Here is a 24,969-nt window from a genome sequence, read left to right on the forward strand (position 1 = left end):
ACCAGTTCCGGCCACCCTTGACCGGCGTCGCGGTCGTGTCCGCGCAGTAAAGTCGAGGTGGCGCCAATTCCCTTGCAACTTCCCACCACCGGGCGGTCCCGGCGTCGAGAAAAGGCGTACCCACCGGTGACCGCTTCTCGACGATGGGTCAGGCTCATGAATTCCACGCACGCATCAGGAGACCTCTCCGTTCTGGTGACGGGGACTTCCTCGGATGCACACACCTGGAATCTCGTTTTCCTGCAATTGGTGCTCGAGGAAATGGGCCACACGGTGACCAACCTCGGGCCCTGCAGCCCCGATGAGCTGGTGGTGCGCGAGTGCCTCGACCGCCGTCCCGGTCTCGTCGTCGTCAGCAGCGTCAACGGCCACGGATTCAACGACGGACTGCACCTGATCAAGGCGCTCCGCGCCCGGCCCGAGCTGGCCCGCACCAAGGTCGTCATCGGCGGCAAGCTGAGCACGGACGGCCTGCGCAACGTCGGCTGGGCACGGCAGTTGACGTCCGAGGGGTACGACGCGGTCTTCGAGAACGGGGAGTTGGGCCGCTTCCGCACCCTGGTCTCCGGACTCGGTGCCCGAGCGGTGTCGTGACCCGGGTCTCCTTGGGGGACTTCGTGTCGCGTGCTCACCGGTGCGGGGCACTCGTCGTGCAACCAAGAATGGGGTTCAGCGACCCGAACCTGATGCGTGAGGGGCTGGCCGCCACCAAGGCGGCCGACGCGACCACCCTGGGCACGCTGACCCTGGACAGCTACACGCGGGTACGCGACCTGGACGCCGCCCGCCGGGCCGTGACCGATGGCGTCCCCCTCAACGGCTACCCGATCAGCACACACCCCCGCGCGACGTCCCGGGCCGTCCTGGACGGCATCCGCGACGACACCTTTCCCGTCCAGGTCAGGCACGGGTCGGCCAGGCCGGAGCACATCTTCCGCTCGCTGATCTCGCTGGGCCTGGACGCATCCGAGGGAGGCCCGGTCTCCTATTGCCTGCCCTACAGCCGCACCCGCTTGCGCGATGCCGTACGCAGCTGGCGCACCAGCTGCGCGATGCTGGCCCGGCTCCAGGACACCGGAGCCGTGCCCCACCTGGAGAGCTTCGGCGGCTGCATGCTGGGACAGCTGTGCCCGCCCAGCCTGTTGGTGGCGATCAGCGTGCTGGAAGGCGTCTTCTTCGCCCAGCAGGGGCTGCGCAGCGTCTCCCTGAGCTATGCGCAGCAGATCAACCCGGCGCAGGACCGTGAGGCCATAGCCGCGCTGCGCCGACTGGCATCCGAACTGCTGCCCGGCGTGGAATGGCACGTCGTCCTCTACGCCTACATGGGCGTGTATCCGCGCTCGCACGGCGGAGCGCTGAGCCTGCTGTCCGCGGCCGCACGGCTGGCCGTCACGTCCGGGGCCGCCCGGCTGATCGTCAAGACCGCCGCCGAGGCACACCGCATCCCCACCGTCGCCGACAATGTCGAGGCCCTGGAGACCGCGGCCGCCGCGTCCAGGGAGGCCGCATCGCCGGCGCCGCCCATCGAGAACGGGGCGGCCGACTCCGAGGTCTACGCCGAGGCGCGCGCTCTCACGCACGCGGTGCTGAATCTGCACGACGACCTCGGCCACGCGCTGCAGACCGCGTTCGAACGAGGCCTCCTCGACGTCCCGTTCTGCCTGCACCCCGACAACGCGGGACGCACCAGAAGCTTCATCGACGACACCGGGCGCCTGCAGTGGTCCGACACCGGATCGCTGCCGTTCTCCTCCCCGGCATCCTCTCGGCAGCGGCGGCGGCTGTCGTCGGCGGACCTGCTCGAAGCGCTCTCCCACGTCCAGCGGGCCTACGACTCCCAAGGAACTCCATGACCAGTCCTTCACCACCGACGGCCGGTACAGCCGCCGCGGACGTCTCCTGGCGCGGAGCCGCTCCGGTCGCCCAACTCCTCATCCTCACCGGGCGTTCCGTACGCGCCCAATTGACCAACCGCAAGGCGGCGGCGCTCAGCATGCTCCAGCCGGTGTTCATGCTGCTGCTCCTGAGTCAGGTCTTCGGCAGCATCGTCGACCGCGACCACTTGCCGCACGACATCGCCTACATCGACTATCTGCTGCCCGCCGTCCTGGTCACCACAGGCATCGGCCCGGCCGTGGCCTCCGGTATCGGCCTGGTGAACGACATGGACAACGGTGCCGTCGCACGGCTGCGCACGCTGCCGATCCACTCCCCGCTGCTGCTGTTCGCCCGCAGCCTCGCCGACCTCCTCCGCGTCACCGTCCAGTTGCTGATCCTCCTGGTCTGCGGTGCGCTCTTCTTCGGCGCCGACCCCGCGGGCGGCGCGCTCGGACTGACCGCGGCCCTGCTGCTGACCTGCGTGGTCGTATGGGCGATGGCCTGGATCTTCCTGGCTCTCGGCGCCTGGCTGCGCAGCGCAGAAGCGATGCAGAACATGGGCTTCCTGGTGACCTTTCCCCTGATGTTCGCTTCCAGCGCGTTCGTGCCCAAGGAGCGGCTGCCCGAGTGGCTGCAGATCCTCGCGACGGTGAACCCGCTGACGTACGCGATGGAGGCGAGCCGAAGTCTCGCCCTGGACCTGCCGGTGGGCGGCCAGGTGTGGGCCGCGCTCGGCTCGAGCCTGCTGGTCGCCGCCGTCGGCGCCACCTGCGCCGTACGCGCCTTCCAGCGTCCCTCCCCCGGCAGCTGAACCACGTATCCGTATGCGCGGCCGCCCGGACTCGTGGGCCGGCCGCCCGCACACCACCCCGAGAGTCTGGAGAAGACGCATGTCGACACCTCACGCCAGTTCCATCGCGCTCATGGAGGCCGCAGCGGCCTCGGCGGCAGAGGCCGTGGGCTGGATCGCAGAGCGTCGGGAAGCGATACGGGCACAGGTCGCCGAGCACGGCGCCGTGCTCATCCGCGGCCTGCCTCTGACCGCTCGGGGCACGGCGGCCGGGGCGATCCGCGGCATCGTCGACCGGGGCATGGCCGAGCACGAGGGCTTCGCACCGCGCGAGGTCTACGAGGGCCACGGGGAAGGGATCCACTCCTCTTCGCAGTGGCCGCCGGACCAGCCGATGTGCATGCACAACGAGCTCAGTTACACCAGGCACTTCCCCGGCCTGATGCTCTTCGCCTGCCTCACCCCGCCGACACGGGGCGGGATCACCGCGATCGCCGACACACGCGCCGTGCTCCGGGACCTCCCGGGGGGCCTCGTTGAGCGCTTCGAGTCGACCGGCTGGCGCCTGACACGCAACTACAACCCGCTCGTCGGTGTGGCCTGGTCCCAGGCGTTCGGAACCAGCAATCGCGCGGCCGTCGAGCGCTACTGCGAGCAGAACGCGATCGCCTTCGAGTGGGACGCGGAGGGCGGACTGCGTACGAGCCAGTCGCGGGCCGCGGTCGTTCACCACCCGCGCACCGGCGAGCGCTGCTGGTTCAACCAGATCGCGTTCCTGAACGAGTGGACGATGGCCCCGGACGTGCGGGAGTTCCTCACCCTCGAATTCGGGCCCGAGGGACTGCCCTTCAACACGTACTACGGGGACGGCACCCCGCTCGACGAACCCACTGTCGACTTGATCAACGAGGTGTACGAGGCGCACACGCTGCGGGAGCCGTGGCAGCGCGGTGACCTGATGGTGGTCGACAACATCCGCATGGCGCACAGCCGGGAGCCCTACCAGGGCGACCGCGAGATCGTGGTCGGACTCGGCGATCCCGTCCGTCTCGACGATTGCCACCCCACGGTGCCCGCCACGGCGTGCTGATGATTCCGGTCGTGACCGGAAAGCGGCCGGGCCCCGCGGTGTGCGGGGCCGGCCGCTTTTCGGCACAGCGCATGATGACGGCTACGGGAGCCCGGTCACGACCATACGAGCAGTTCCCCGTTCAGGGTGAAACCCATGAAGAAGGACAGCGTGATCCTGCGCGCCCCGTACGACTTCGCGACCTGATGGAAGTTCCGGCAGTCGAAGAACACCCCCTCGCCGCCGCCCGCCCGCACCGTCACGGACGGAACGCGCGAGACGACGCCGGGCTCCCAGCCGTACCCGTCCTTCCTCACGTCGTCGTCAGGCACCCACCGGTGCCTCCACACCGTGAGCTCCCCACCGGAATCGGGCACGGTGATATGGCAGTTGAAGGCGAGCTGGACTATGGGCTCCTCGTCCAGCCGACCGGGGAACTCCCGTGCCACCTCATCGAAATGGATTTTGGACCCAGTCGGGAACTCCCGCAGGATCCCCACGTACAGCGGTCGTCCGTCGATGGTGGCGGGCCGGACCGGAATTCCCAGCTCCCGATCGAGCCTCGCCAGTACCGCTCTCGTCGGGTCCGCGTCACCGAAGTTCGCCCGCCATGCCTTCCGGGCGTGCTCGGCTCGCGCCCAGTACTCCTCGTGCAGCCGGCCGTTGACGTAGTAGTCGAAGACGGCGGGCCCGAATTTCATGATCGGGGGATCGAGCCTCTCCTCGTCATACGGTTCGAACGAGGGTGCGTGCACCCTCTTCACCAATTCCGGGAGGTCGTCCGCCAGCAGTCCGGGCCATCTGACGGCCCCGCTGGTACCGGCCGCCAGTTGCTGCAGAGCGCGCCGCGCGCCCGCCTCCTCCACGCTTGATGCGGCGAACGTCGGGTCGTCGATGACGGGTTCCGGCAGTGTCCTCATGAGCCTTCTCCTTTCCCTGTCTGTCCAGGTGGGTGGCCGGAACCGGCTAGCCGAAGCTCAGGGTCCGGTACATCGTCACGTTTCCCGCCAGCTGCTCGCAGGCCTGCGCCGCGTCGGCCAGCCGGCCCGCGTACGCCGGGTACGAGGTGTCCAGGAGGATCCCGAGGGTCGTACCGCTGTGCCCGACGACCACGCCGAGCCCTCCCACATCCGCGCAAATGCCGATCATCGGTTCCAGCAGCTGTTTGTGGCGCAGCACTTGATTCATCACCGCGCTCCGCGTAGCGATCTCCCCCACCGCCGCGAGGTCCCGGCGCGCCACGGCATCCGTCAGCCGCTCCAGCAGCCGCGCGTACTCTCGCTTGTCATCCGCGGTGAAGGGCTTGGGAATGCGGTTGAAGTCGACGGTGTCCACCGCGCCGCCCTCGTCGACGCTCACCACGGCCATCGACGGCAGCGATCCCAGCCTCGAGCGCAGGCGCACGCTGCGGTGGTGGAACGCGACGATCGACGGGTACAGCACACCGTCGGTGGGCTCGATCCTGGCCAGATAGGACTCGATGCGCTGCGGTGGCATGCGCTCGTCGAGGGCATTGCCGACGGCACGCGCCGTGGCGACCAGATCCGCCGAGGAAGAGGCCAGCCCCTTACCCTCCGGCAGCATGCTGTCGATAGTCAGCAGGCCCCCGGTCGGCTCCCGGACCTCGTCCATGATCATCGACATGAGGTGCAGGGCCTTCTTCTTCTGCGGCGGCCACACCTCCAGGGTGCGGGTCCCCGGGTCCGCCTGGAACTTGGCCATCGTCCAGCGGGCGACAGGAAGCGTCACCAGGAAGTCGCCGTCCTCCTCGGGCAGCACCCCCTGCAGCAGCTCGCCGAACGTGCCGAAGGCCGCGCTCACCCCGGTCGCTCCTGCCCGGCGCCGTGCCCGGTGGAGAGAGAGTTCCTCCGTCACGGTCATTCCGGCCCTCATCACTTCGTCACCCCCGTGCTCATCCCCTCGTCCTACGCGTCATCCCCGCGTCGCCCCGCCTGGTCCCGGGCCCGAGCCGCTCCCTCGCACGCGGCCCGTACGAGGGCGGCGGTCTCCCCCGGCCGCGTGCTGGTGAAGTAGTGACCGCCGTGGGGAAGTTCGCGCAGCTCCACGGTGTCGGAGACGTGCTTCCACTCGCTGTAGCGGTCCGCGAAACCGGCGGTCGTCGGGTCGTCGCGGGCGATGACGACCTCGACCGCGCTACCGATGCGGTACCGCGCCGCGTTCTCGCGTACGCCGATCAGATGCCGGTTGGCCGTCAGCACGTCGTGGCGGTAGGCCGCGCCCACCACATCGGCGCGCTCCGGTTTGAGGGCGTCCAGCTCGACATACGCGCTCTCGTCGCGCAGCCGGGCGAGCAGGCCCCTGTTGTCCACGGCCTCCACATCCCTCATCTCGCTGCGCAGCGCGGCGACGCTCTCCAGCAGCAGTGCGCCGATGAAGACCCGTTCGGGCTGCCTGCCCGCCTCCTCCAGCAACCGTGCCGTCTCCAGGGCAGCCGCAGCGCCGGCGCAGTGGCCCCACAGCAGGACCGGAGTACGGATCCGTTCCGCGATCTCCGCCTGAACGCGGCGGGCGACCTCGGCCACGTCGGCCGGCGGCTCCTCGGCCCCTGCCAGGTCGTGGCCGGGCAGCTCCACTCCGTACACCGCGATCCCGTCGCGTTCCAGTTCCTTTGCCAGGGAGCGGAAGTTGACCGCATTGCCGCCCGCGTACGGGAAGCAGACCAGCGTGTGATGCGGCCTGGTGACGGCGGACAGCGGCTGCAGCAGGCTGTCGGCCGGGGACGCCTGCCCGCCGCGCGCACCCCTCTCGTCGAGGACCGCCGCGAGGGCACCGAGTACCGGGTTCTGTGTGAGCTGCCGCAGCGACAGTGCCCGGTCCATGCTGACCAGCAGGCGCACGGCCGCGAGCGACGTCCCTCCCAGCTCGAAGAAGTTGTCGTCCCGGCCTATCCGTTCCAGGGGAACGCCCAGCACTTCGGACCAGAGCACCGCCAGACGCTGCTCGGTGTCGGTGACCGGTGCGGCGTAGGCCGCTCCGCCGTGGCCGAGTGTCCCGGCCAGCCGGGTGAGCGCCTTCTTGTCCACCTTGCCGTTCTCGGTCAGCGGCAGCCGCTCCATCTGGTGGAAATAGGTGGGGACCATGTACTCGGGCAGCAGCCCGGCCAGAAAGTCGCGCACCTGTTCCGCCCGCAGCTCCTGGGGACTGCTGTAGAAGGCGACGAGGTTGCGCAGCTCGCCCGCGCCGCCGTCGATGACGACCGCCGCCGCGCGTACGCCCGCCATGGTCAGCAGCTTGTTCTCGATCTCGCCGATCTCGATCCGGAAGCCGCGGATCTTCACCTGTTCGTCGCGCCTGCCCAGGTACTCGATGCGGCCCTCGGGGAGCCAGCGGCCGAAGTCGCCGGTCCGGTACATCCTGGTGCCCGCCCGGAACGGGTCGGGCACGAAAGCCTGCCGGGTCCGCTCCTCGTCGTTGATGTACCCGCGGCCCACGCACACGCCGGAGAACGCGATCTCACCCGGCGAGCCGAGCGGCACAAGCGCCAGACTCTCGTCCAGTACATAGGTGTTGACGTTGCGCAGAGAGCGTCCCACCGTCACAAAGTCACGCTCCGGTACCCCATCCAGCACCTCGTGCATGGTGTCGTCCGACACCTCGGTCGCGCCGTAGGCGTTGACCAGGCGGATGTGCGGGTAGGCGGCGAACCAGCGCTGGACCAGCTCCATCTTGAGGGCTTCACCGGTCACCGACAGCGAGCGCAGGACGCCCAGCGGGCGCGGGCTCTGCTCCAGGTGCGTGAGCATGACCTCCAGGTACGACGGCACGACCTGCGCGACGGTGACCCCACCCGTGACGATCTCGTCGATGAAGCCCCCGACGTCCAGCAGTACGTCGGTGTCCACAAGGCGCACGCTGCCGCCCACCAGCAGCGGCGCGGCGAACTGCCAGAGAGAGATGTCGAAGCACTGCGAGGCGGTCTGTGTGACGACCTCGTCGGCGCCCGTCTCCATCCCCATGTCCTCGATCTTCATGAAGAGGTGGTTGAGCATGCCCGCGTGCTCGCACAGCGCGCCCTTGGGGGCGCCGGTGGAGCCGGAGGTGAAGTAGATGTACGCGGCCTGCGCGGGCTCGACGGGGACCCCGGGGTTCTCCGCCCCGGCCCCGGAGGCGTGGATGCCGGGCACGGACAGGACGCGGGGCGCGGAGCCGAGGCCGGCCGTGGCCCGGCGGACGAGCTCGTCACTCGGAGGCTCGGAGAGCAGGAAGGCGCAGCGGCTGCGCTCCAGTTGAGCGGCGACCCTGTCCGCCGGGAAGTCGGGGCGCACCGGCAGATACACACCTCCCGCCTTGAACACACCCAGCGCGGCGGCTATCCAGTCCAGGCCGCGGTCCATGACGACGGCCACGACGTCCTCGGCGCGGACGCCGGCGCCGAGGAGGGCGTGCGCGATGCGGTTGGCGCGCGCATTGAGCTCCTGGTAGGTCCAGCGGGTCGTGCCGTGGACGGCTGCCACGCGGTCGGGAGCGGTGCGGACCCGCTCCTCGAAGAGCTCGACGAAGGTGGACGGTGGCAACTCGACGCGGCGGCCGGAGAGCCCGTACAGCTGCGTCTCCACCTCCGAGTCGGACAGCAGGCTCTGCCGGTGATGCCGCGCCCCGGGGTCCTCGGTGAGCAGTCGCAGAGCGGTGAGGTGGTATCCGGCCAGCCGCCGCGCGTACGCGTCGTTCACGGTGCCGCGGTCGAAGGAGATCCGCAGCTCCAGCTCGTCGCCATGGTGCGCGTAGGCGACCCGCAGAAGCGCTCGGTCGCCGGGCTCCGGGGCCGGGGCCGAGGGGTTCCCCGCGGCCGGGCCGGCGCCGTCCGCTGCTTCCTGACGCAGGCCGGACAGGTCGAGCACCACCTCGGGACCGTCGTCCGTACCCTGCCCGTCGGCGTCCTGCCCGTCGGCGTCCTGCCCGTCGGCGGCCGCCGGGGACCCGGTCTCGTTCGTTCGCGCGACCAGTTCGGCCCACGTGGAGTTGTCCACGGTCAGGGACAGCGGCACCGGCCGGTCCGCGCCCGGCACCACGCGGCCGATGAGCAGCTCGCGTTCGGCGCACACGGTCGCCAGCACCCGGGCGTGCCCGGCCATCAGCAGGGCGGGCAGCGGCGCGCCGAGCCGCACGCCCGTGCGCTCCAGATCCCGTACGAGCTCCCCGGGCAGCCGCGTGCGGTGCTCGCCGGTGCCCTCATCGCTGGTCAGCGGCTCTGTCCACCGCGGGACCTTGGTGAACACCCCGTGCATGCCGTGGTCCGTCATCGTCCCCCGTCCCTTTCCTCCGGCCCGTTCCCGGCCAGTTCGATCCTGATGAGGCGCACGGCGGATTCCGCGCGCCGTCCGGCTTCCCCGGTATCGGCTCCGACGGCCAGGGCGTATCCCAGGCGGTCCTGGAAGGAGTGCGTGAGCCGCACCGTGGAGCCGGGAGCCGCTGAAGTCCGGGCCTGGACGACGCCAGGAGCGGCCGCCGCCTCTTCCACGCCTGCGACGGACGCGACCCGGCCGGTGCCGGACGCCATGAGGAAGCGGATGGCGGCATGCCCTTCCCCCGGCCCGGCGGGCGCCGGCTCCCCGCCGCTCGCCCGCGCGATGACCGCGTCCACGAGGTCGATGCCGGCCGCTGCCCGGACCGCCGCGGGGATCATGCCCCCGGCGAGCCGTGGATTGACCTCGATAACCACCGGGCCCCGGGCCGTCCACCGCAGTTCGGTGTGGGCGGCGCCCCAGCCGAGGCCGAGCGCCCCGAGCGCCGCTACGGCCGTCTCGCCGAGCCTGGCCCGCCGGTCCGGGGGCACCGGAGCGGGCACGTCGTGTCCGGTCTCCACGAAGAACGGCTCGGAGCCGGTGTGCTTGCCGACCACGGCCACTACACCGCTGTCGAAGGTCTCCACGGAGAACTCCGGCCCGCGGGCGGCCGCTTCGACCAGGATCTGCCGCGCGACGGGCGCGCCCCGCTCGTCCCCGGTTCTGGACAGCAGCCCGTCCGCCCACTGCCGTACCTCGCCCCGGTCGCGGCACAGTCTGACTCCGACCGACCCGGAGCCGCTGACCGGTTTCACCACCACGGGATACCCGATCTCCTCGGCCGCGTGCACCGCCCCGGCCGCCTCCTCGACGGCGCGGAAGGCCGGCACGGGCACACCGGCTCCCGCCAGCAGCGCCCGCTGGGTGCTCTTGTGGCGGCAGCGGGCGATCGCGTCACCGTCCGGCGCGGGCAGGCCCAGTTTCCGGGCGGCCCGCGCGGCGGTCGCCACAAAGTACTCCGAGCTGGAGGTGATCCCCTCGAGGCCCGCGCCCTCCGACAGCTCCCCGCAGGCCGCGAGCACGGCGTCGATGTCGCCGGTGTCCAGAGCCACCGTGGCGATACCGTCCTCGGCCGCGTACGGATAGCGGTCCGGGTCCTTGGCCAGCAGCACCGGGCGCATTCCGCGTGCGCGCGCCGCGGCGCAGAACTGCCGGCCCGTACCGGTGGTGTTGCTCTCCACGAACGCGAACCAGCGGGTCTTTCCTCCGCTCATGCCGACCCGCCTCCGCTCGTAGGGGCCGCCCTGTCGATCAGTGCGGCGACTGCCTGCTCCAGCTCCCCCTGGGCCGATGCCACGCGAGCCCGGTACCGCCGCAGCCGGCCACTGTGGGCAGCGAGCTGCTCGCGCATGGCGTCGAAGGCGGTGTCGAACGCTCCGGGGCCGCCGCCGAATCGGTGCTCGGTGACCGCCTCGTCCAAAGACGGCAGCGCCGCGCCCGCGTCGACGGCCGCACCGTCGATCTTCAGCTGCGTGGCTCCCGACTCCACGGCCTCACGCACGGCGGCGCCCACGAGGTGATGGGCCGTACGGAACGGAACCCCCTGCCGCACCAGCCTGTTGGCGATCACGGTGGCGGTCACGAAGCCCTCCTCGGCACGCTCGGCCATCCGGTTCGGCACCGGGCGCGCGCCGCTGACGAGCACCTGAGCCAGCAGCACCGATTCACGCACCGCCTCCAGCGCGCCCCACACGCCGGCCAGCGCCTCGGTGCCCACTTCGATGGAGTTCGTGAAGGGAGTGGACTTCATGGCCGCCGCCGCTCCGGTCCAGGCGCCGATCGCGGCGGCGGCCTTCGCCTTGACGTGCTCGAGAAGGAAGGCGTTGCGCTTCTGCGGCATGGCCGAGCTCCCGCCCACCAAGCGCTCGGGAAACTCGACGAAGCCGAACTCCTGGGTACTCCACAGCTGGAGATCGGTGGCGATGCGGCTCAGCGTCAGGCCGACGCCACTGGCTGCGGCAAGCGCCCGCAGCGCCGTGTCCCGGCTGGCCACCGCGTCCATGGCATGCAGCGGCGGTCCGGCGAAGCCGAGGAGCTCGGCCGTACGAGCGGGCTGGATCGGCAGGTCGGTGCCGGCCACCGCGCCCGCGCCCAGCGGGCAGCGGTCCAGCGCGCCGAGAGCGAGCCGCAGTGCGTCGATGTCCCGGCCGAGCGCCACGGCGATCCCGGCCAGGTAGTAGCCGTAGGTGACGGGCATGGCGGGCTGGAAGTGGGTGTAGACCGGCATGAGCGTCTGCCGGTGCGCCCGCGCGCGGGAGAGCAGCACGGCCTGCATCCGCAACGTCTCGCTCAGCAACTCCGTGAGATCGGCGCGCAGCCGCAGGGCGGTCGTGGTCGCCTTGATGTCGTTGCGCGACCTGCCGGTGTGCAGCTTGCCGCCGACCTCCGAGCCGAGCTCGGCCACGAGATGGCTCTCGTACATCATGTAGAGGCCCCGGGGGGCGGGAAGCTCGTACAACTCCCGGAAGCCGCCGGCCCGCAGACGCGTGATGTAGTCCAGGAGCGCCGCGGCCGCCGGCACGGGCAGCAGGTCGCACTCGGCCAGCATGACCACATGCGCCAGGTCGACGGTGGTCGTCAGCCCGAGCTCGTGGCGGATGCCGGCCGGGCCGGGCTCACCGTAGACCACGCGCTGGGTACGGCTCCCCAGGGTCGTGGTGAGCCGGCCGGTGGCATTCATGACAGGGCCTTCGCGGGCTCCGTGACGGAGGACCTGCCCACGACACCGGGGACCTCGTCGTAGGCGCGGCGGCCCCAGTCCAGATGGCACCACCGATCGCCGGCCTGGTCAACGGCTGTGATCCGGACGGGCTCTTCGGGCTGGGCCGTCGCGTATCCGTTGTCGGCGAGCCAGGCGTCCGAATACACGGTGGCCTGGTAGCGGTAGCCCTCGTCGGGGAGGATCACCACACACAGTTCGTCGGGGTGGTGTTGTGCGTACCAATGGGCCGCGAGGTAGGCGGCCCCGCTGGTCGGCCCCTGGAAGAGGGCGTGCTGGGCGTGCAGCCGGCGGGTGGCGGCGTAGGCCTCGGCGGCTGTGCACCAGTGCACGTCGTCGAAGACGGTGTGGTCCAGATTGGCGGGCCACAGGCTGTTGCCGAGGCCCCGCAGCGACCGCGGGCCGTCGGGATGGCCGAACAGCACACTGCGATGGGTGTCGACGCCGATGGCCCGGGTGTGCGGGGTGTGCTCGCGCAGCCCGTTGATCGTGCCGCACATCGAACCCCCGGAGCCGACGGGCCCCACCACGCAGTCGACCTGCCCCAACGACTGGGCGAGTTGCTCGGCCACCACCCCGTAGGAGCGCGGATTGTCCGGGTTGCTGTACTGCTCGGGGCACAAGCTGCCGGGGTACTCCGCCCTGACCTCGGCGAGCCGGCGCAGCCGGGCCTCCTGGAAGCCTCCTACCGGCGCGGGCTCGGGGCAGATCTCCACGCTCGCGCCGAGGTCCTCCAGACGGCGGTGGAGGTTGGCGTCGATGGCCGGGTCGCTGACCAGGATCAGCTTCCGCTCCATGAGGGCGGCCTGCATCGCCAGCGCCAGGCCGAAGGTGCCCGAGGTGGTCTCCACGATCACGGTGTCGCGGTCCAACTCGCCGCGGTCCGCCGCCCGGCGGAGGATATAGCGGGCGGGCAGCAGCTTCATCAGCGTGAAGACCGCTCCGTACAAGTTCGGCCCCAGCTTGATCAGCCGCGGCATCATCTGAGCCTCGGTGATCTCCTGGAACGTGGTCGTGGCTACCGCCATGAAGGCTCCCTGTGACTCGGGGCGGAGAACAGCACGGACGAGGACGTCGGCGCGCGGGGGACTGCCGGACCTGACCGGCGGCGAGACGCTTTCCTGCCGTCTTCACGAGAGGACCGGAACGCCGGAGTGCTCGGCCAGCGCCAGATAGACGTCGTTCAGGGTCGGTTCGGCGAGTGAGATACCGGTGATCGCCACACCCGCGTCATCGAGCGCCCGCACCACGGCCGCCAGGCCCACAGAGGTCTCGACCGGCGCACTCACCGACCCCGGCTTCTCCGAGGGCTGTGGCTCGAGCCCCGCCGCGCTCAGCGCGGTCATGGCCGAGTGCACCGCCGCGGGATCGGCAAGGGTCGCGTGCACGGTGCTCACGCCCACCCGGTTCTTGAGCTGCTCGGTCGTTCCCTCGGCGACCGTCCGTCCCTGCGCGAGCACGACGATCCGGTCGGCGAGCTGATCGGCCTCCTCCAGATACTGCGTGGTGAGCAGCACGGTCATGCCCTGGGCGACCGACTGCCCGACCAGCTCCCACAACGAGTTGCGGCTGACCGGATCGAGGCCGGTGGTCGGCTCGTCGAGGAAGAGCACGCTGGGGCGGCCGACAAAGCTGCTGGCGAGATCCAGGCGGCGTCGCATGCCGCCCGAGTACGTGCGGGCGGGCCTGCCGGCTGCCCCCGTCAGTGCGAACATCTCCAGCAACTGCCCCGCGCGGGACCGGGCTTGGCGACGACTCGCCCCGAGCAGGCGCGCGACGAGGACAAGGTTGTCCATCCCCGACAGGCTGGAATCGACCGACGCGAACTGCCCTGTCAGGCCGATCCTCGCGCGGACATCGTGCCCCTCCCGCGTCACATCGAATCCGGCGACCCTGGCGGTCCCGGATGTGGGCGGAAGCACGGTGGTCAGAATGCTCACCAACGTGCTTTTGCCTGCGCCGTTGTGCCCAAGAAGGCACAGCACTTCACCCTTGCCGACTTCGAAGCTGATGTCAGTGAGAGCGTGCGCCTGACCAAAACTCCTGCTGATCTCAATTGCTTCGATCATTGCACGGCTCACGTTTTGTCATTCCTCGCAGACAGTGGTTCAGCGCCCATGGCAGAGACAGGGAGGGAATGTGCGGGCAAGGAGTGTCTACCTCGCCTCCCGAACGAGCGACAAGGAGATCTACAGCAAGCTGCCAGCGCTCCCCGCCACGGCATTCGCGGATGTCCGGCAATGGCAGGTTCTCACCCGGCACGCGACTCGCCGGGATCGAACGCCGTGGCCATGGGAGGCAGGAGCCCCAGTTCCACGGCGCGGGCGCCGGTCTGGAATCTGGAGTTCGCCCCGAGCTCACGCGCGATTTCCGCCACATGACGGCGATAAGTACGAACCGACATCCCCAACTCGCGAGCGGCCGCCTCGTCCGTACGCCCCGAGCCCAGCGCCACCAGGATCCGCCGGGTCAGACCGTTGCGCGACCTGCGGCCGAGTTTCCGGTAGTTCCCGATAGCCACACTGGACCGCCAGGAAGCGGCGAAGAGCGCTCGCAGATTGGTCAGCAGAGCCGGCGCACGGACCAGAAGCGCCTGCTGGCCCATCGGCTCATCCCTGGTCCGCACCAGCGCGGCCACATCGTCGACCAGCACCATTTCCTGAAGCGGCACTTCGACGAGCCGTATCTCAACTCCGTGGGCGAACTTGTCCAGCTCCTCCATCAGCCCACGGTTTTCGAGGATGGTCACCCTGCCCATCAGCTTCACGTCGATACCATGGGCGGCCGCCCTGCCGAGTCGGCTGAAGAGGTTTCCCATCGCCGCTCCCCCGGTTTCGGGGAGGACCACGACAACGTACCGGCGAGCGGAGCCGACTAACCGTTCCGCGGCGGCTCCCACTACGGAGTCATTCGACTCCAATGGCGCCACCGAACGCCTTCCCGAGTGGCTGCGGTGTTTGTCGACAGCTGATTCCACGAGCAAGCGGGCCTGCAGCAGCATTTGCTCGATTTCATCGCTGGACGATGCAGTCCCTATCGGGGACGGCGTTATGTTGCAGTCGTTTAGCTCTTCCGAATCGACAGACAAACTTGGCACAGCTCCCCCTGAAGCTCGACCAAACCAAGCCCGAATCCGACTGGCCGCATACACAGGTGCAGACCAATCCTCGGCAGGATAGCTCTATCGCTTTCAACAACTACGATCTGACGGCTACGCTTCGCACACCGTTCATGCACCCACCGTCAATCGGTGTCCCACCAGAAATACCCCCGTCACAGAACATCCTGCTCAGCGAGTCGCTCGGGCCGTCACGGCAGGCGCGACTCCATATGGCCGGTCTAAACCACATGCCTCAATTTACCAGGTGACGACTCAAGTTTGAGGCGTCCCTCATTGCATGATGATGCCCTTCCGTACACAGCGGCAGTGGAGGACATTGCACCCCGCACACTTCTGGCAGGAAGCTGCAATGCGTACTGGCGTGATGGCACGCCAAGGCCCCCGGCGCACCACAGCAAGTGGCGCCCCAGGGGCCTCGTACCTCTCCTCTCCCGTCCGCCGACTGCCCGTGGGCAGCGGACGGTTCAGGACAGCTTTCCGCCGTAGTCCGGCAACTTGAACGAACGCTCGGCGTGACCACCGACCAAGTCGGAGGTGTTGTTTCCGATGTTGGCGATGATCTTGTAGCCCTGCTTCTCGATCGCCGCCCGCTGCTCCGTCTTGAAGGCGCTCACCTCGGCAAACAGGTCGATCAGTCCGCGCTCATAGAGGCCGGTGACGGGGTAACCCGCACTCTCCAGGTTGTACTTGGTCACCGGCTGCAGGATCGCTGGGCGCGCAGTCACGAAGAAGATGTCCGCACCGCGGGAGTGCGCGTACTTGGACAACTCCAGTACCGGCGCGACCGCCTGCGTGGGCGGCAAGGGATGAAAGTACGACTCGAGAGACGTATTGTCGATGTCCAGGACTATCGCTTGTTTCTCTTCCTGAGAATTCTCGGTGCGCTGCTCGATGTACGGGCGAGCTTCGGCGATGACACGCTCCACGTCTCGCCGCCACGTGTCGTAGTCAACGCCGCTGTCGGCGGCGACCGCCGGGGGCCGTGATAATTGTGCCGCGCCATTCGGTGCTGCGGTGGCGGTCGCCGCTGCGGAGGCACTCACCACCACCACAGCAACAGTCACGCCGACTCGCCGTCCCACACTACGTGCTGTCACGTCGTATGCGTTCCTCTCTCACTGGGGATCGTCGTCCGCTCAAGAACGGTCAATGGGCCGAATTCTCATTCACAATTCGACAACGATGTCTCGCCGTTGAGCATCAGGCATTTCTCTCTTCGAGCTCACTGGCAAGACGCAGCCACTGCTCGGCGCAGGCGCGAGCCGCCTGGGCCACGGCCCCGGTTCGGTGGCCAGGTACGCTGCCCGCCAGTCGGCGCCATTTGTTCCGGTCACCGATCGAGTGGGCGCTCAGCAACTGGATCAGCGCCCGTCCCGCTTCCGTACGCATCGAGGGGTCCTTGCGCATACTCGGGAGCTCGGACTCGATGACAGCCATTTCCGTCTGCGGGACGGCGGCTTCGGCTGCGGCATGACGCAATCGCGCCGGCAACGGGTCTTTGCCCAGGTGAATCCGGTCCCGTACGTCCTTGGCCGTGGCGATGCTGATTCCGGCCGCTGCGGCGATCTCCCTGAGCGGACTGTCCGGGTGGGCAAGGAGCGACTCGCTGGCACGTATACGGCCTTCGGCAGGGTCGACGGGCCGAGCGCGCCCGTCTCTGCCCACCCTCTTTTTCAACTGATCGAAACGGTCAGTTGAACGCTTGCGCATGGCCGCGACAGTCCCTGCGGCGAGGCCGGTGACCTCGGCGATCCGCCGGTCCGACCAGTGCGGATGGGAGGCGAGGATGCGCGCTGCCGCGCGGCCACGGTCAGCCTGGCTGAGGGGCAGTCCATTCGCTGAGTTCAGTCTCACAGCCAGGACGAAGGCGTCTTCCTCGGTACCGTCGAAGAGGTGGACCGCGATGCGCTCTTCGCCTCTGGACTCGGCGGCGCGGACCCGGTGCATGCCGTCCACAACGCGCATCGTGCGCCGGTGGACAACGATGGGAGGCAGCTCACCGTCCAACCCGGCAAGCAACCGCACGTGCTCCGTGTCCTCGCCGCTCAACCTCGGAGAGTCGGACGGCAGAAGGGAGGCGATGGCAACCAACGTCCTCGGCATCCCGGCCGACTCACCGCCGCGGCAGGGATGCGCCACCCCCAATGGCGTCCACGCAGCATCCGTGCGGGAAGGGAGTTCTGCGGTGGACTCGAGGGGCTCGCAGGTCACCGCGCCACCACCTCGAGTCCCGCGGCTAACGGGCGCACCCCGTCCGCAGGGCTTCTGGAATCATTCATGACGTGCTGGCTCCTGGTGCAGTCGTCCGTGCATGAGGTGGTGCAGGGCAACGCACTGCCCGCGAGTGCACGCGGCTCGGGCAGTCGGTCGGTCATCGGCGCGTGGCTCCAGGCACGCAACCCGACTCGGGCTTATGGTCCTCGGAGTGGTCAACTCACGTGAATCACAGGCCAGTCAGGAGCATGACCACGGTGGGTGGTGGCACGCATTTGCACCTTAGCCCGAGGGTTGACGTGTTTCAACTGAGGTGAAGAGACTGCACGCGATGCACGTTCACGTAGGTGGAAGCGACTGCGGTGGCACAGGAGGCACGATGACCGAGGGGACGGGGCGCAGCTTGGCGGACAAGCTCAACCACCTGTTTGCCACCGTCAGGCCCAGGCACGACCGGGAGTACAGCAACGAGCAGGTTGCGGCCTCCATCGGCCGGACCGGCGTGACGATCTCTCAGAGCTACATCTGGCAACTGCGCAAGAGCAAGAAGGCCAATCCGACCCTCAAGCATCTGCAGGCACTGGCCGACTTCTTCGGGGTACCTGCGGCCTACTTCTTCGACGACGAGGTCACCGATCGGGTCACAGAACAGCTCGAGACCCTGGCCGCGAAGCAGGCCCGGTGGAACGCATCCGTCCAGAGCAGCGATGTGAAGCTGATGGCTTTGCGTGCCGGCGAGCTCTCGGAACAGGGCCGCAAGCAGGTGATGGACCTGCTCGACTTCGTCTACCGGTTGGAGCAGGCGGGAAGCACGGAGGACCCGGACGGCTGACCTGCCCTTCACCAAGGGAAGTCAGGAAGGGGAGGCCAGTAGGGTTCGGGACTGGCGCGGTGGCTGATGCTCCGTTTCCGGTCCCCTGCTCCGTTTCCGGTCCCCGCCGCTTCACCGCAGCGTTCGACGACCTGCTGGCCGAGGCCGGACTGAAGGGTCGTCACCGCTGGCCATCCAGATACCACGCATGAACTTCATCATGGAGCGCTGGATACAAACCTGCCGACGCGAGGTCCTGGACCGCAGGTTGATCTCGAACCAGCACCATCTCCGGCATGCGCTCGGCGAGTTAGAGGCCTTCTACAACTGGCGAGATCGAGCGGCTGAACCCGATCGATTCTCCTGACAAAGAAAAGCCGGAAGCCGAGTAGCGGTCACCGCCGCCAAACTCTTGCGGCATGCTTGCGAGCCCGACGGCCCAGACGGGAACGGCTCGTACGGGCCCCCTCGGCTACCAGTCGACCTTGTGGGAGGCGTGGGTGCAGACTAGGCTGACAGCGCCGCAGAAGCGGGTGTCCCCCCGGCTTCGATGGCAAGGTCTACTGCCGATGCGCAAGCCAACCCGCCATGGACACAAAGTACATGACTTCAGGTCAGCTCCGAAGATACGGGAAGGCCATCCTCCGCGAGATCGAGCTTCCACAGCCCTTTTTCGTCACCGCACTATGTGATGCAATCGCGACGCAACGTGGACGCCCCCTGTATCTACACCCGTTGCCAGCGGAGAGCGGCCCCGATATTCCCTCTGGAGTCTGGATCGCGACCGAGACGGCCGATCACATCTTCTACGAAGAGCAGACCAGCGCCTTTCATCGGGACCATATCATCCTGCATGAAATCGGTCACATACTGTGTGGACACTCCATGCCGCACCTGGCCGATGAGTCCGGCCTCTCGCCGGGTCGCGACCAGACAGACCCCGACGTCGTCCGAGGAGCACTCAAGCGGACGAGCTATACGACCGAACAGGAGAGACAGGCCGAGATGGTTGCCAGCCTGATCCTGGAAAAGTCGAACAGGATGCGGGACAAGCCGTCGAGCAAGCACGACCGCTGGCTCGGTTCGGCGCTCGGAGTGATCGATGACTGAAAATTTGGTCTGGTTGTTCCATTTCGTCCCTCCATGGGAGGTTGACGTCATCTGACGTCCAGCGTTCATCGGTCGACTCCCCTCGAGGGAAGCACTCCCGACCGGCTGACCATTCTGGTGTTGCGGATTGGGCTACACCACCAGGCACCACACCATGAAATAGGGGCTCTTCCAGGCGTGGAAGGGACAGCGAGGCGGCATGCGGTTCATAGGCGGCCGACGACACAGGTCTAGGGCGAGATTGGGAAATCAAGGATGACTGAGCTGATCCAATTGGTATTACTCTACCTGTGCTGGGCCGTCGTCATCATTCGCGTTTCCGCTCTGCGATCGAGGAATCAACGGCCCTTATGGTTTGCACTTCTCATGCTGGCCCTGGGCATGACGATGCTTCAAGAATCGACAGCACAAGCACTCCTGCACCTTACCGGCCTTCCGCGCATCGGAAACCTGGTGTCGAGCCTGATGGCGGTCGGAGTTGCGACCACCCTCCTGACATTCGCCGCACGAGCCTACCTGGCAGACAAGTTGCCGCGTGCCCCGTTCAGGCGTCTCCGCTTGATCGCCTGCGGCATGACGGTCGGCACCATGATCGTTACATTCTCGATCGTCACGTTCCAACGAATTCCTACGAGGGACCGCTTCCTCCCCATTCCCGGAACGTTTACAGTGCACAGCGTCTACTGGGCGACTTACCTCACGTACATGCTGGTCGCTACTGGCGTCACCTCGGCCTTACTGGTCGTCATCTTGTGGACCGTCCGTTCGTGGCTGATGCGAACACCGGTGCTTCTTCTGACAGTCGCCACCAGCACGTTCATGGTCTTTCTCGGTAGCCGTGTAGTAGCCGTGTTCACCTACTCGGCAGAGCCCATCAAGTACGGCACGTACATTTCATCGACCCATACCGTAGGCGTCGCCCTGGGCTGCTCGATCGCAGCTTTCATACCCATGATTCAGGGCTACACTTCATGGCGCAACGGCACCATGCTCTACCCACTGTGGAAGACCTTGTGCACTGCCCTACCGCAAATTGCTCTCTATCCACCCCGTTCTCGACTCGTTGACGTGCTACTGCCGCGAGATAGTCAGCTGCGGCTGCACCGCCGACTCGTCGAGATCCGTGACGGACTACTGATCATGCGTGACTGGGTCACCTCGACCGATCTCGACCACATACGGGCAGTGATCGCCGAAGAGGAAGTCCCCAGTGACCAAGCCGAAGCTGTAATAACTGCGTGCTGGCTCAAGGTGGCGTTGTCTGCACACCGGGCTGGTCTGCCGAACACCGAGCAGGCACTCGACCTGGTCCGTCGAGGCGGGAGCGATGGGGAATCCGAACTCAGCTGGCTCCGAGAAGTAGCGAGAGTCTGGTCAACGCCATTGGTAGAGCGATGCGTGTCCGCGGTGAACGCTCGCCACCGGCTGGGCAGACTGGCCTGACGTCGGCATGCGTGCACCACCGCGGACCGGGGCCAAGCCGCACAGGATCGGGCCCGCGAGCATCATCACCTTGTGGATCTTCTCGGCGTGTGTCTCACCGAATGTGCCGCTGAAGATGCGGAAGTCGTGCGCCTACCCGTATGCGGTCCGGCCGCGGCCGTTGGCCCAGCCGGTCACCACGCCGTCCAACAACGGCTGGCGGTTCTCCGGACCGAGCCCGGACGCCCGGTGCCGTCGCAGCGGCTCGAGCCCCGTGAACCCCCGGGCCGGGTGGACGCGAGCCATTACGGTCACGGACGTTGGTCAATCCGCTTGAAACTGGCTGATGTCGCGGCGACGGGCGTCCCTCATGTCCGGTGCCCATCGAATCGGACGAGGCGATGGGCAACGCCCGTCGGACGGTGCCGGAGGGCATGCACGCGCCTCGCGGATGTACAGCCCAGTTCTGTTGGCGTTCCAAGCCATCACGCGCCGGGCCGTTGATGCACCGGCAGGGGCCACGGACTATCGTGACGACACCGAGGTTGCCCCACAGCGAAGTCCCGCACCTGCGCCGTTTCCTCGCGCCGCCGCGCGAGCGCTCGGTCGTAGGGGCCGGCTTCGTCGACACACGGGACGAGGACGCCGAATACTTATGGACGCGAAACTCAGGACCGACGCATATAGCACCGGTCCGTTCAGCATGGACGAACTCACCGAACGAGACCGGCTGTTGCTCTTGGAGCAAACCAAGGACTCCGACACGATCCGCGTCTTGGAGTCGCTTCCTGTGGTCGAGTCATGGCGGTGCCTGGAGATCGGCGCCGGCGCGGGGTCGATCGCCTACTGGCTCGGCGAGAGGTGTTCAAAGGGACGCGTCGTCGCCGCCGATATCGACACCCGGAATTTGGATCCGCACCGGTCACCCAACGTGGACATCCAGGAAGTGGACATCGCTACGCACAGGTTCGCCCCGTCGTCCTTCGACCTGATTCACGCGCGCGCGGTTCTCTGCCACCTCCCGGCCCGAGACGAGGTCCTTGCACAGGCTTTCGAGTGGCTCGCCCCTGGCGGGTGGTTGTTTGTGGAAGATGTCTACACCCTTCCTGTGGGCTCCAGCCCGTACGCAGCCATGAACCGCTACGCCGCGGCCGCCCAGAATGCTGCACAGCTACGGGGTGCGGACATGCAATGGGGCAGCAGAGTTCCGGGCATCCTGGCCACGCTCGGACTCGGCCACGTCACCGCAGAATCCAAACTCCGCCTCGTGGGTACGGGCGGATTACCGGATGACCTCTGGCGAATCAACCTGAAACAGGCCGGAAGGCACCTGGTCAACGGCGGGCTATTCACCCAGGACGACCTCGACGAATGCCTGGCTCTCCTCGACAACCCGGGTTTCGTCGACATCCGGTATATCGGCATCGCCGCCTGGGGCCAAAAACCGCCGGCGTAACCGAGACAGCGGACGAAGATCCGGCAGCAGGGCGGATGCCGAAGCTCCGCAAGGGCGACGACTTGCGCGACTTGCTCACATCCTTGCCGCGGCTCACGAACGCCCCGGGCACACAACGGGTCACCGTGCACAACGACATCAGCGGCGGAGTCCAGCACGGCCCCCTCCATCCAATCGGGCCGGATCACCGGACTCACCTTCCACGTCGACCATCCCGCCGCCCCCTCGCCGGACTGAGCTCTGGGCACTTTCAGTGCTTGGGTCAGGCTGCCGCCCCCTCCCCGGTCCCTTGCCGTTGGGTTGTGTGATGGATCGGGGTGTGGGAGCCGGCCAGGGGGACGCCTCTGCCACCTCGGCGGGTGGCAATGATTTCGGCGGCGATAGGGAAGGGGCGGTTTCCTCGGGAGTGGGGCGCCGAGTTCGAGGCCTATTGGGAGGCGGGCCACGTCAGCGCGGCGGCACTGTTCTGGAACCCCACAGGCGTCTCCCGCTGGGTAGTTGAGCGAACCTGGCTCCACGGCTTCAGAAATCGTGGTCACGGCCGGGCAGCGTGGGCACTCCCCGCAGTTCGAGCCCCTCCTGGAGAAGGTCCGCGTGCATCGGGCCCTGCCGACCGCGCATCCGGCCGGATCGCGTGCGGGCGACAAGGCGTACGCGTCCCGCAAGAACCGTGCCTACCTGCGGCGTCGCGGTATCCGCTGCACCATTCCGGACAAGGCCGACCAGGTCCGCAACGCAAGAAGCGCGGGTCCAGCGGTGGCGGGCCACCGAAGTTCGACCCAGAGGACTACAAGGCCCGGCACGCGGTCGAGTGCGGCATCAATCGCCTCAAGAGACATCGAGCCGTGGCCACCAGGTACGACAAACTCGCGGTCCGCTACGAGGCTACCGTCCTCGTTGCCGCCATCAACGAGTGGTCGTTACGTACTGGTCCGACGACAACTCGAACACCCGTACTCGCCGACCGCAGGTGGGATTGACGGTCTCACGGACCGGATGCATCCCCAGTTTGGTCATGATCCGTTCGGAGGCGTCGTTGCCCACTTGAGTGATGCTGACGATCCGCTCCAGCCCTCGCTCTTCGAACCCGAACCGTACAGCAGCCGCAGCGGCCTCGGTGGCCAAGCCCTGCCCCCAGTGGGAACGTCCCAGCCGCCAGCCGACCTCAACCGCCGGCAGTACCTCCGGCAAGAAGTCGGGCACCGAAAGGCCGGTGAACCCGGCCAGCTCGCCAGTGGACCGGATCTCCACGGCGAACAGGCCGAAGCCCTGTGACTCCCACTCGCTCTCCCATGCCTGGACCCCGCCGCGAGTCTGCTGTTCGTCACGGACGCTGCCGTCACGGATCCACCGCATGACCTCGGGGTCGGCATTGACGGCAGCCATGGGCGCAACGTCTTCCTCGCGCCAGCGACGCAGGATCAAACGGGGAGTCTCAAGCGTGACCATCCCATCATTCTGGATCACAAATGAGCTCTCCACCATCCTCACCAGGCACTTTCGATACACGCCCTCACGACCTCGTCCATGGTTGGCCGTGGCCTGTCGGCGTGGGCCGTCGTTGATCTGCGCGTGGTGGGGAACGCAGTGCGTGCGCTGATCGTCGGGAACGAGCGGATCACGGGACTGTCATCCGAGGTGATCGCCGAACTCGCCGCCGAAGTAGGCCCGTTGTGGCACGAGCGGCACCAAGCCAGACGCGCTTCTCGTACGCGGAAGCGAGCCCTCGGCGCTTTGCGCAGTCCTCACGGCGCATCCGGGTCGAGCACGGGATCGCGCATCTGAAGAACTGGCGGTGCCTGGCAGACGGGAATGCCGGGGCCCGGATCACGCGGCGCGACAGGCAGTCTCGCGGTCCGGGGCCCTCACGCGTGCGACGCGGTCAGCCATGCTCTGATGCCGGCCATCGTGCGGGGGCCGTAGTCCCAGCCGACGCCCTGGACCGGATCGGCGATCGAGTTCGGTGCATGCAACGCCCGCATAGGGCGATATGCCATATTGCAGACATACCCGCCAACGAAAGGTATGTCATGAAGTTCGCGGTCATCGGCGGTACTGGGCTGATCGGGTCGCAGGTCGTCAAGAATCTGAACGCCGCCGGGCACGAGGCGGTACCGCACTCGCAGTCCACCGGAGTCGACGTCATCAGCGGCCAGGGACTGGACGAGGCGGTGGCGGGAGCCGACGTCGTCGTCAACCTGACGAATTCCCCGACCTTCGACGAAGCCTCCCTGGCCTTCTTCCAGACCTCGATGGACAACCTTGTGGCCGCGGCCCGGAAGGGCGGCGTTGGCCACTTCGTTATCCTCTCGATCGTCGGCGTGGACCAGGTGCCGGAGCTGGACTACTACCGGGCCAAGGTGCTCCAGGAGAAGATCCTCGCGGCCGGGCCGATCCCCTACTCGATCGTCCGGGCGACGCAGTTCATGGAGTTCATGGACGCCGTCCTGTCCTGGACCGCCGACCCCGGCACCGTCCGGTTGCCCGCCACGCCGATCCAGCCGATCGCCTCCAAGGACGTGGCCAGCGCGGTGGCGGAGGTCGCCGCGGGCGCCCCGCTGAATGGCATTCGCAACATTGCCGGACCCGAGATCTTCTCCCTGGACGAGCTGGGCCGGATCACCCTGTCCCGCAAGGGCGACAACCGTACCGTCGTTACCGACCCCACCGCCGGCATGTTCGCCGTCGTCAAGGGTGAGGTCCTCACCGACAAGGACGCCCACCTCGCCCCCACCCGCTACGCCGACTGGCTCTCCTGAACCGCTCGCGCCCTCCCCAGGCGCGCTGACCGCAGAAGCTAGGCCCTGGCCGCCGTGCGTGCCAACAAGAAGCCAGCACGGCGGCCAGCAGTGGTCCGCAGCTCCGGGGCACTTCGACTCGAGGCGCACGATCCTGTGGATCCCCCCACCTCTCTAACCTCGGGCTTTCACGGAGCGGGTGTCCAGAAGGTGATCAAATAGGTGGAGAGTGCTCCTGACCTGGGAAGGGGCTTGTCGAAGGCTCTGTCCGCCGCAGGAAAGAAGGCACTCTCCAGGTGAAGAAGCGTATCGGGTCCTACCCGCGTGTCCGTGTCGAG

The 24,969-nt window shown here is 67.8% G+C and carries 21 protein-coding genes and 1 pseudogene; 9 read left to right on the forward strand and 13 right to left on the reverse strand.

What is annotated here, in order from left to right; translation table 11 throughout:
- Window positions 1-156 precede the first annotated feature (156 nt).
- The 4 genes from ACTWP8_RS34525 to ACTWP8_RS34540 all read left to right on the forward strand — a co-directional run bounded on the left by ACTWP8_RS34525 (window position 157) and on the right by ACTWP8_RS34540 (window position 3,758).
- The gene (locus ACTWP8_RS34525) at window positions 157-594 is read left to right on the forward strand and encodes a cobalamin B12-binding domain-containing protein (RefSeq protein WP_443326035.1); all 438 of its coding nucleotides are present in this window, start codon (window positions 157-159) and stop codon (window positions 592-594) included.
- 23 nt (window positions 595-617) lie between these two features.
- A complete protein-coding gene (locus ACTWP8_RS34530; protein ID WP_443326036.1) occupies window positions 618-1,853 on the forward strand; it encodes a methylaspartate mutase in 1,236 nt (411 codons plus the stop codon).
- Window positions 1,850-2,689 (forward strand): ABC transporter permease, encoded by an 840-nt coding sequence (locus ACTWP8_RS34535; protein ID WP_443326037.1) that lies wholly within the window; start codon window positions 1,850-1,852, stop codon window positions 2,687-2,689. Before ACTWP8_RS34530 ends, ACTWP8_RS34535 begins: the two co-directional genes overlap by 4 nt.
- A 79-nt stretch (window positions 2,690-2,768) precedes the next feature.
- Window positions 2,769-3,758: a TauD/TfdA family dioxygenase gene (locus ACTWP8_RS34540; RefSeq protein WP_443326038.1), complete on the forward strand. Its 990-nt coding sequence runs from the start codon at window positions 2,769-2,771 to the stop codon at window positions 3,756-3,758.
- A gap of 95 nt (window positions 3,759-3,853) precedes the next feature.
- Here ACTWP8_RS34540 and ACTWP8_RS34545 read toward each other — a convergent pair whose 3' ends face one another.
- From ACTWP8_RS34545 to ACTWP8_RS34590, 10 genes are all read right to left on the reverse strand, one after another.
- Window positions 3,854-4,657 (reverse strand): 2OG-Fe(II)-dependent halogenase WelO5 family protein, encoded by an 804-nt coding sequence (locus ACTWP8_RS34545; protein WP_443326039.1) that lies wholly within the window; start codon window positions 4,655-4,657, stop codon window positions 3,854-3,856.
- 46 nt (window positions 4,658-4,703) lie between these two features.
- Entirely contained in the window at window positions 4,704-5,558 is an 855-nt protein-coding gene (locus ACTWP8_RS34550) for a GHMP family kinase ATP-binding protein (protein WP_443326040.1), read from the reverse strand.
- A gap of 104 nt (window positions 5,559-5,662) precedes the next feature.
- Window positions 5,663-8,998, reverse strand: coding sequence for a non-ribosomal peptide synthetase (locus ACTWP8_RS34555; protein WP_443326041.1), 3,336 nt, complete (start codon window positions 8,996-8,998; stop codon window positions 5,663-5,665).
- Window positions 8,995-10,254 (reverse strand): ATP-grasp domain-containing protein, encoded by a 1,260-nt coding sequence (locus ACTWP8_RS34560; protein ID WP_443326042.1) that lies wholly within the window; start codon window positions 10,252-10,254, stop codon window positions 8,995-8,997. Before ACTWP8_RS34560 ends, ACTWP8_RS34555 begins: the two co-directional genes overlap by 4 nt.
- Window positions 10,251-11,720, reverse strand: a complete 1,470-nt coding sequence (gene argH / locus ACTWP8_RS34565) for an argininosuccinate lyase (protein ID WP_443326043.1) — start codon at window positions 11,718-11,720, stop codon at window positions 10,251-10,253. Before argH ends, ACTWP8_RS34560 begins: the two co-directional genes overlap by 4 nt.
- Window positions 11,717-12,787 (reverse strand): cysteine synthase family protein, encoded by a 1,071-nt coding sequence (locus ACTWP8_RS34570; RefSeq protein WP_443326044.1) that lies wholly within the window; start codon window positions 12,785-12,787, stop codon window positions 11,717-11,719. Before ACTWP8_RS34570 ends, argH begins: the two co-directional genes overlap by 4 nt.
- 102 nt (window positions 12,788-12,889) lie before the next feature.
- On the reverse strand, window positions 12,890-13,840 hold the full coding sequence (locus ACTWP8_RS34575; protein ID WP_443326045.1) for an ATP-binding cassette domain-containing protein: 951 nt from the start codon (window positions 13,838-13,840) through the stop codon (window positions 12,890-12,892).
- Between the two features lie 170 nt (window positions 13,841-14,010).
- Window positions 14,011-14,526, reverse strand: coding sequence for a hypothetical protein (locus ACTWP8_RS34580; RefSeq protein WP_443315946.1), 516 nt, complete (start codon window positions 14,524-14,526; stop codon window positions 14,011-14,013).
- An 818-nt stretch (window positions 14,527-15,344) separates the two neighbouring features.
- Window positions 15,345-15,977 carry an HAD family acid phosphatase gene (locus tag ACTWP8_RS34585; RefSeq protein WP_443326046.1) on the reverse strand — a complete coding sequence of 211 codons (633 nt, stop codon included), beginning with the start codon at window positions 15,975-15,977 and terminating at the stop codon, window positions 15,345-15,347.
- 103 nt (window positions 15,978-16,080) lie between these two features.
- Window positions 16,081-16,929 (reverse strand): ParB/RepB/Spo0J family partition protein, encoded by an 849-nt coding sequence (locus ACTWP8_RS34590; protein ID WP_443326047.1) that lies wholly within the window; start codon window positions 16,927-16,929, stop codon window positions 16,081-16,083.
- Between the two features lie 544 nt (window positions 16,930-17,473).
- Here ACTWP8_RS34590 and ACTWP8_RS34595 point away from each other — a divergent pair.
- The 4 genes from ACTWP8_RS34595 to ACTWP8_RS34610 all read left to right on the forward strand — a co-directional run bounded on the left by ACTWP8_RS34595 (window position 17,474) and on the right by ACTWP8_RS34610 (window position 21,893).
- Window positions 17,474-17,926 (forward strand): helix-turn-helix domain-containing protein, encoded by a 453-nt coding sequence (locus ACTWP8_RS34595; RefSeq protein WP_443326048.1) that lies wholly within the window; start codon window positions 17,474-17,476, stop codon window positions 17,924-17,926.
- A 567-nt stretch (window positions 17,927-18,493) separates the two neighbouring features.
- Window positions 18,494-19,015, forward strand: a complete 522-nt coding sequence (locus ACTWP8_RS34600) for a hypothetical protein (RefSeq protein ID WP_443326049.1) — start codon at window positions 18,494-18,496, stop codon at window positions 19,013-19,015.
- A gap of 255 nt (window positions 19,016-19,270) precedes the next feature.
- Complete coding sequence (locus ACTWP8_RS34605; protein ID WP_443326050.1) at window positions 19,271-20,458, forward strand: MAB_1171c family putative transporter; 1,188 nt, start codon at window positions 19,271-19,273, stop codon at window positions 20,456-20,458.
- Window positions 20,459-21,140: 682 nt separating this feature from the next.
- On the forward strand, window positions 21,141-21,893 hold the full coding sequence (locus ACTWP8_RS34610; protein ID WP_443326051.1) for a class I SAM-dependent methyltransferase: 753 nt from the start codon (window positions 21,141-21,143) through the stop codon (window positions 21,891-21,893).
- 262 nt (window positions 21,894-22,155) lie between these two features.
- On the opposite strand, the pseudogene ACTWP8_RS34615 reads toward ACTWP8_RS34610, so the two are convergent.
- The 3 genes and pseudogenes from ACTWP8_RS34615 to ACTWP8_RS34625 form a co-directional block, all read right to left on the reverse strand.
- A pseudogene (locus ACTWP8_RS34615) lies at window positions 22,156-22,327 on the reverse strand (XdhC/CoxI family protein); the annotation flags it as partial.
- 472 nt (window positions 22,328-22,799) lie between these two features.
- Window positions 22,800-23,342: a GNAT family N-acetyltransferase gene (locus tag ACTWP8_RS34620; RefSeq protein ID WP_356185008.1), complete on the reverse strand. Its 543-nt coding sequence runs from the start codon at window positions 23,340-23,342 to the stop codon at window positions 22,800-22,802.
- A 416-nt stretch (window positions 23,343-23,758) separates the two neighbouring features.
- Entirely contained in the window at window positions 23,759-23,890 is a 132-nt protein-coding gene (locus ACTWP8_RS34625; RefSeq protein ID WP_443326052.1) for a hypothetical protein, read from the reverse strand.
- A 33-nt stretch (window positions 23,891-23,923) separates the two neighbouring features.
- Between ACTWP8_RS34625 and ACTWP8_RS34630 the strand changes: the two genes are divergently transcribed.
- Complete coding sequence (locus ACTWP8_RS34630) at window positions 23,924-24,652, forward strand: SDR family oxidoreductase (RefSeq protein ID WP_443326053.1); 729 nt, start codon at window positions 23,924-23,926, stop codon at window positions 24,650-24,652.
- Window positions 24,653-24,969 lie beyond the last annotated feature (317 nt).

It is taken from the genome of Streptomyces sp. 7N604 (genome assembly GCF_052245475.1).
GTDB lineage: Bacteria > Actinomycetota > Actinomycetes > Streptomycetales > Streptomycetaceae > Streptomyces.

Coding starts and splice junctions, on each gene's coding strand:
- ACTWP8_RS34625 (WP_443326052.1), bottom strand. CDS start 23,890: ATGGCATATCGCCCTATGCGGGCGTTGCATGCACCGAACTCGATCGCC.
- ACTWP8_RS34535 (WP_443326037.1), top strand. CDS start 1,850: ATGACCAGTCCTTCACCACCGACGGCCGGTACAGCCGCCGCGGACGTC.
- ACTWP8_RS34595 (WP_443326048.1), top strand. CDS start 17,474: ATGACCGAGGGGACGGGGCGCAGCTTGGCGGACAAGCTCAACCACCTG.
- ACTWP8_RS34620 (WP_356185008.1), bottom strand. CDS start 23,342: ATGGTCACGCTTGAGACTCCCCGTTTGATCCTGCGTCGCTGGCGCGAG.
- ACTWP8_RS34560 (WP_443326042.1), bottom strand. CDS start 10,254: ATGAGCGGAGGAAAGACCCGCTGGTTCGCGTTCGTGGAGAGCAACACC.
- ACTWP8_RS34605 (WP_443326050.1), top strand. CDS start 19,271: ATGACTGAGCTGATCCAATTGGTATTACTCTACCTGTGCTGGGCCGTC.
- ACTWP8_RS34630 (WP_443326053.1), top strand. CDS start 23,924: ATGAAGTTCGCGGTCATCGGCGGTACTGGGCTGATCGGGTCGCAGGTC.
- ACTWP8_RS34610 (WP_443326051.1), top strand. CDS start 21,141: ATGGACGAACTCACCGAACGAGACCGGCTGTTGCTCTTGGAGCAAACC.
- ACTWP8_RS34525 (WP_443326035.1), top strand. CDS start 157: ATGAATTCCACGCACGCATCAGGAGACCTCTCCGTTCTGGTGACGGGG.
- ACTWP8_RS34555 (WP_443326041.1), bottom strand. CDS start 8,998: ATGACGGACCACGGCATGCACGGGGTGTTCACCAAGGTCCCGCGGTGG.
- ACTWP8_RS34545 (WP_443326039.1), bottom strand. CDS start 4,657: ATGAGGACACTGCCGGAACCCGTCATCGACGACCCGACGTTCGCCGCA.
- ACTWP8_RS34540 (WP_443326038.1), top strand. CDS start 2,769: ATGTCGACACCTCACGCCAGTTCCATCGCGCTCATGGAGGCCGCAGCG.
- ACTWP8_RS34570 (WP_443326044.1), bottom strand. CDS start 12,787: ATGGCGGTAGCCACGACCACGTTCCAGGAGATCACCGAGGCTCAGATG.
- argH (WP_443326043.1), bottom strand. CDS start 11,720: ATGAATGCCACCGGCCGGCTCACCACGACCCTGGGGAGCCGTACCCAG.
- ACTWP8_RS34600 (WP_443326049.1), top strand. CDS start 18,494: ATGGACACAAAGTACATGACTTCAGGTCAGCTCCGAAGATACGGGAAG.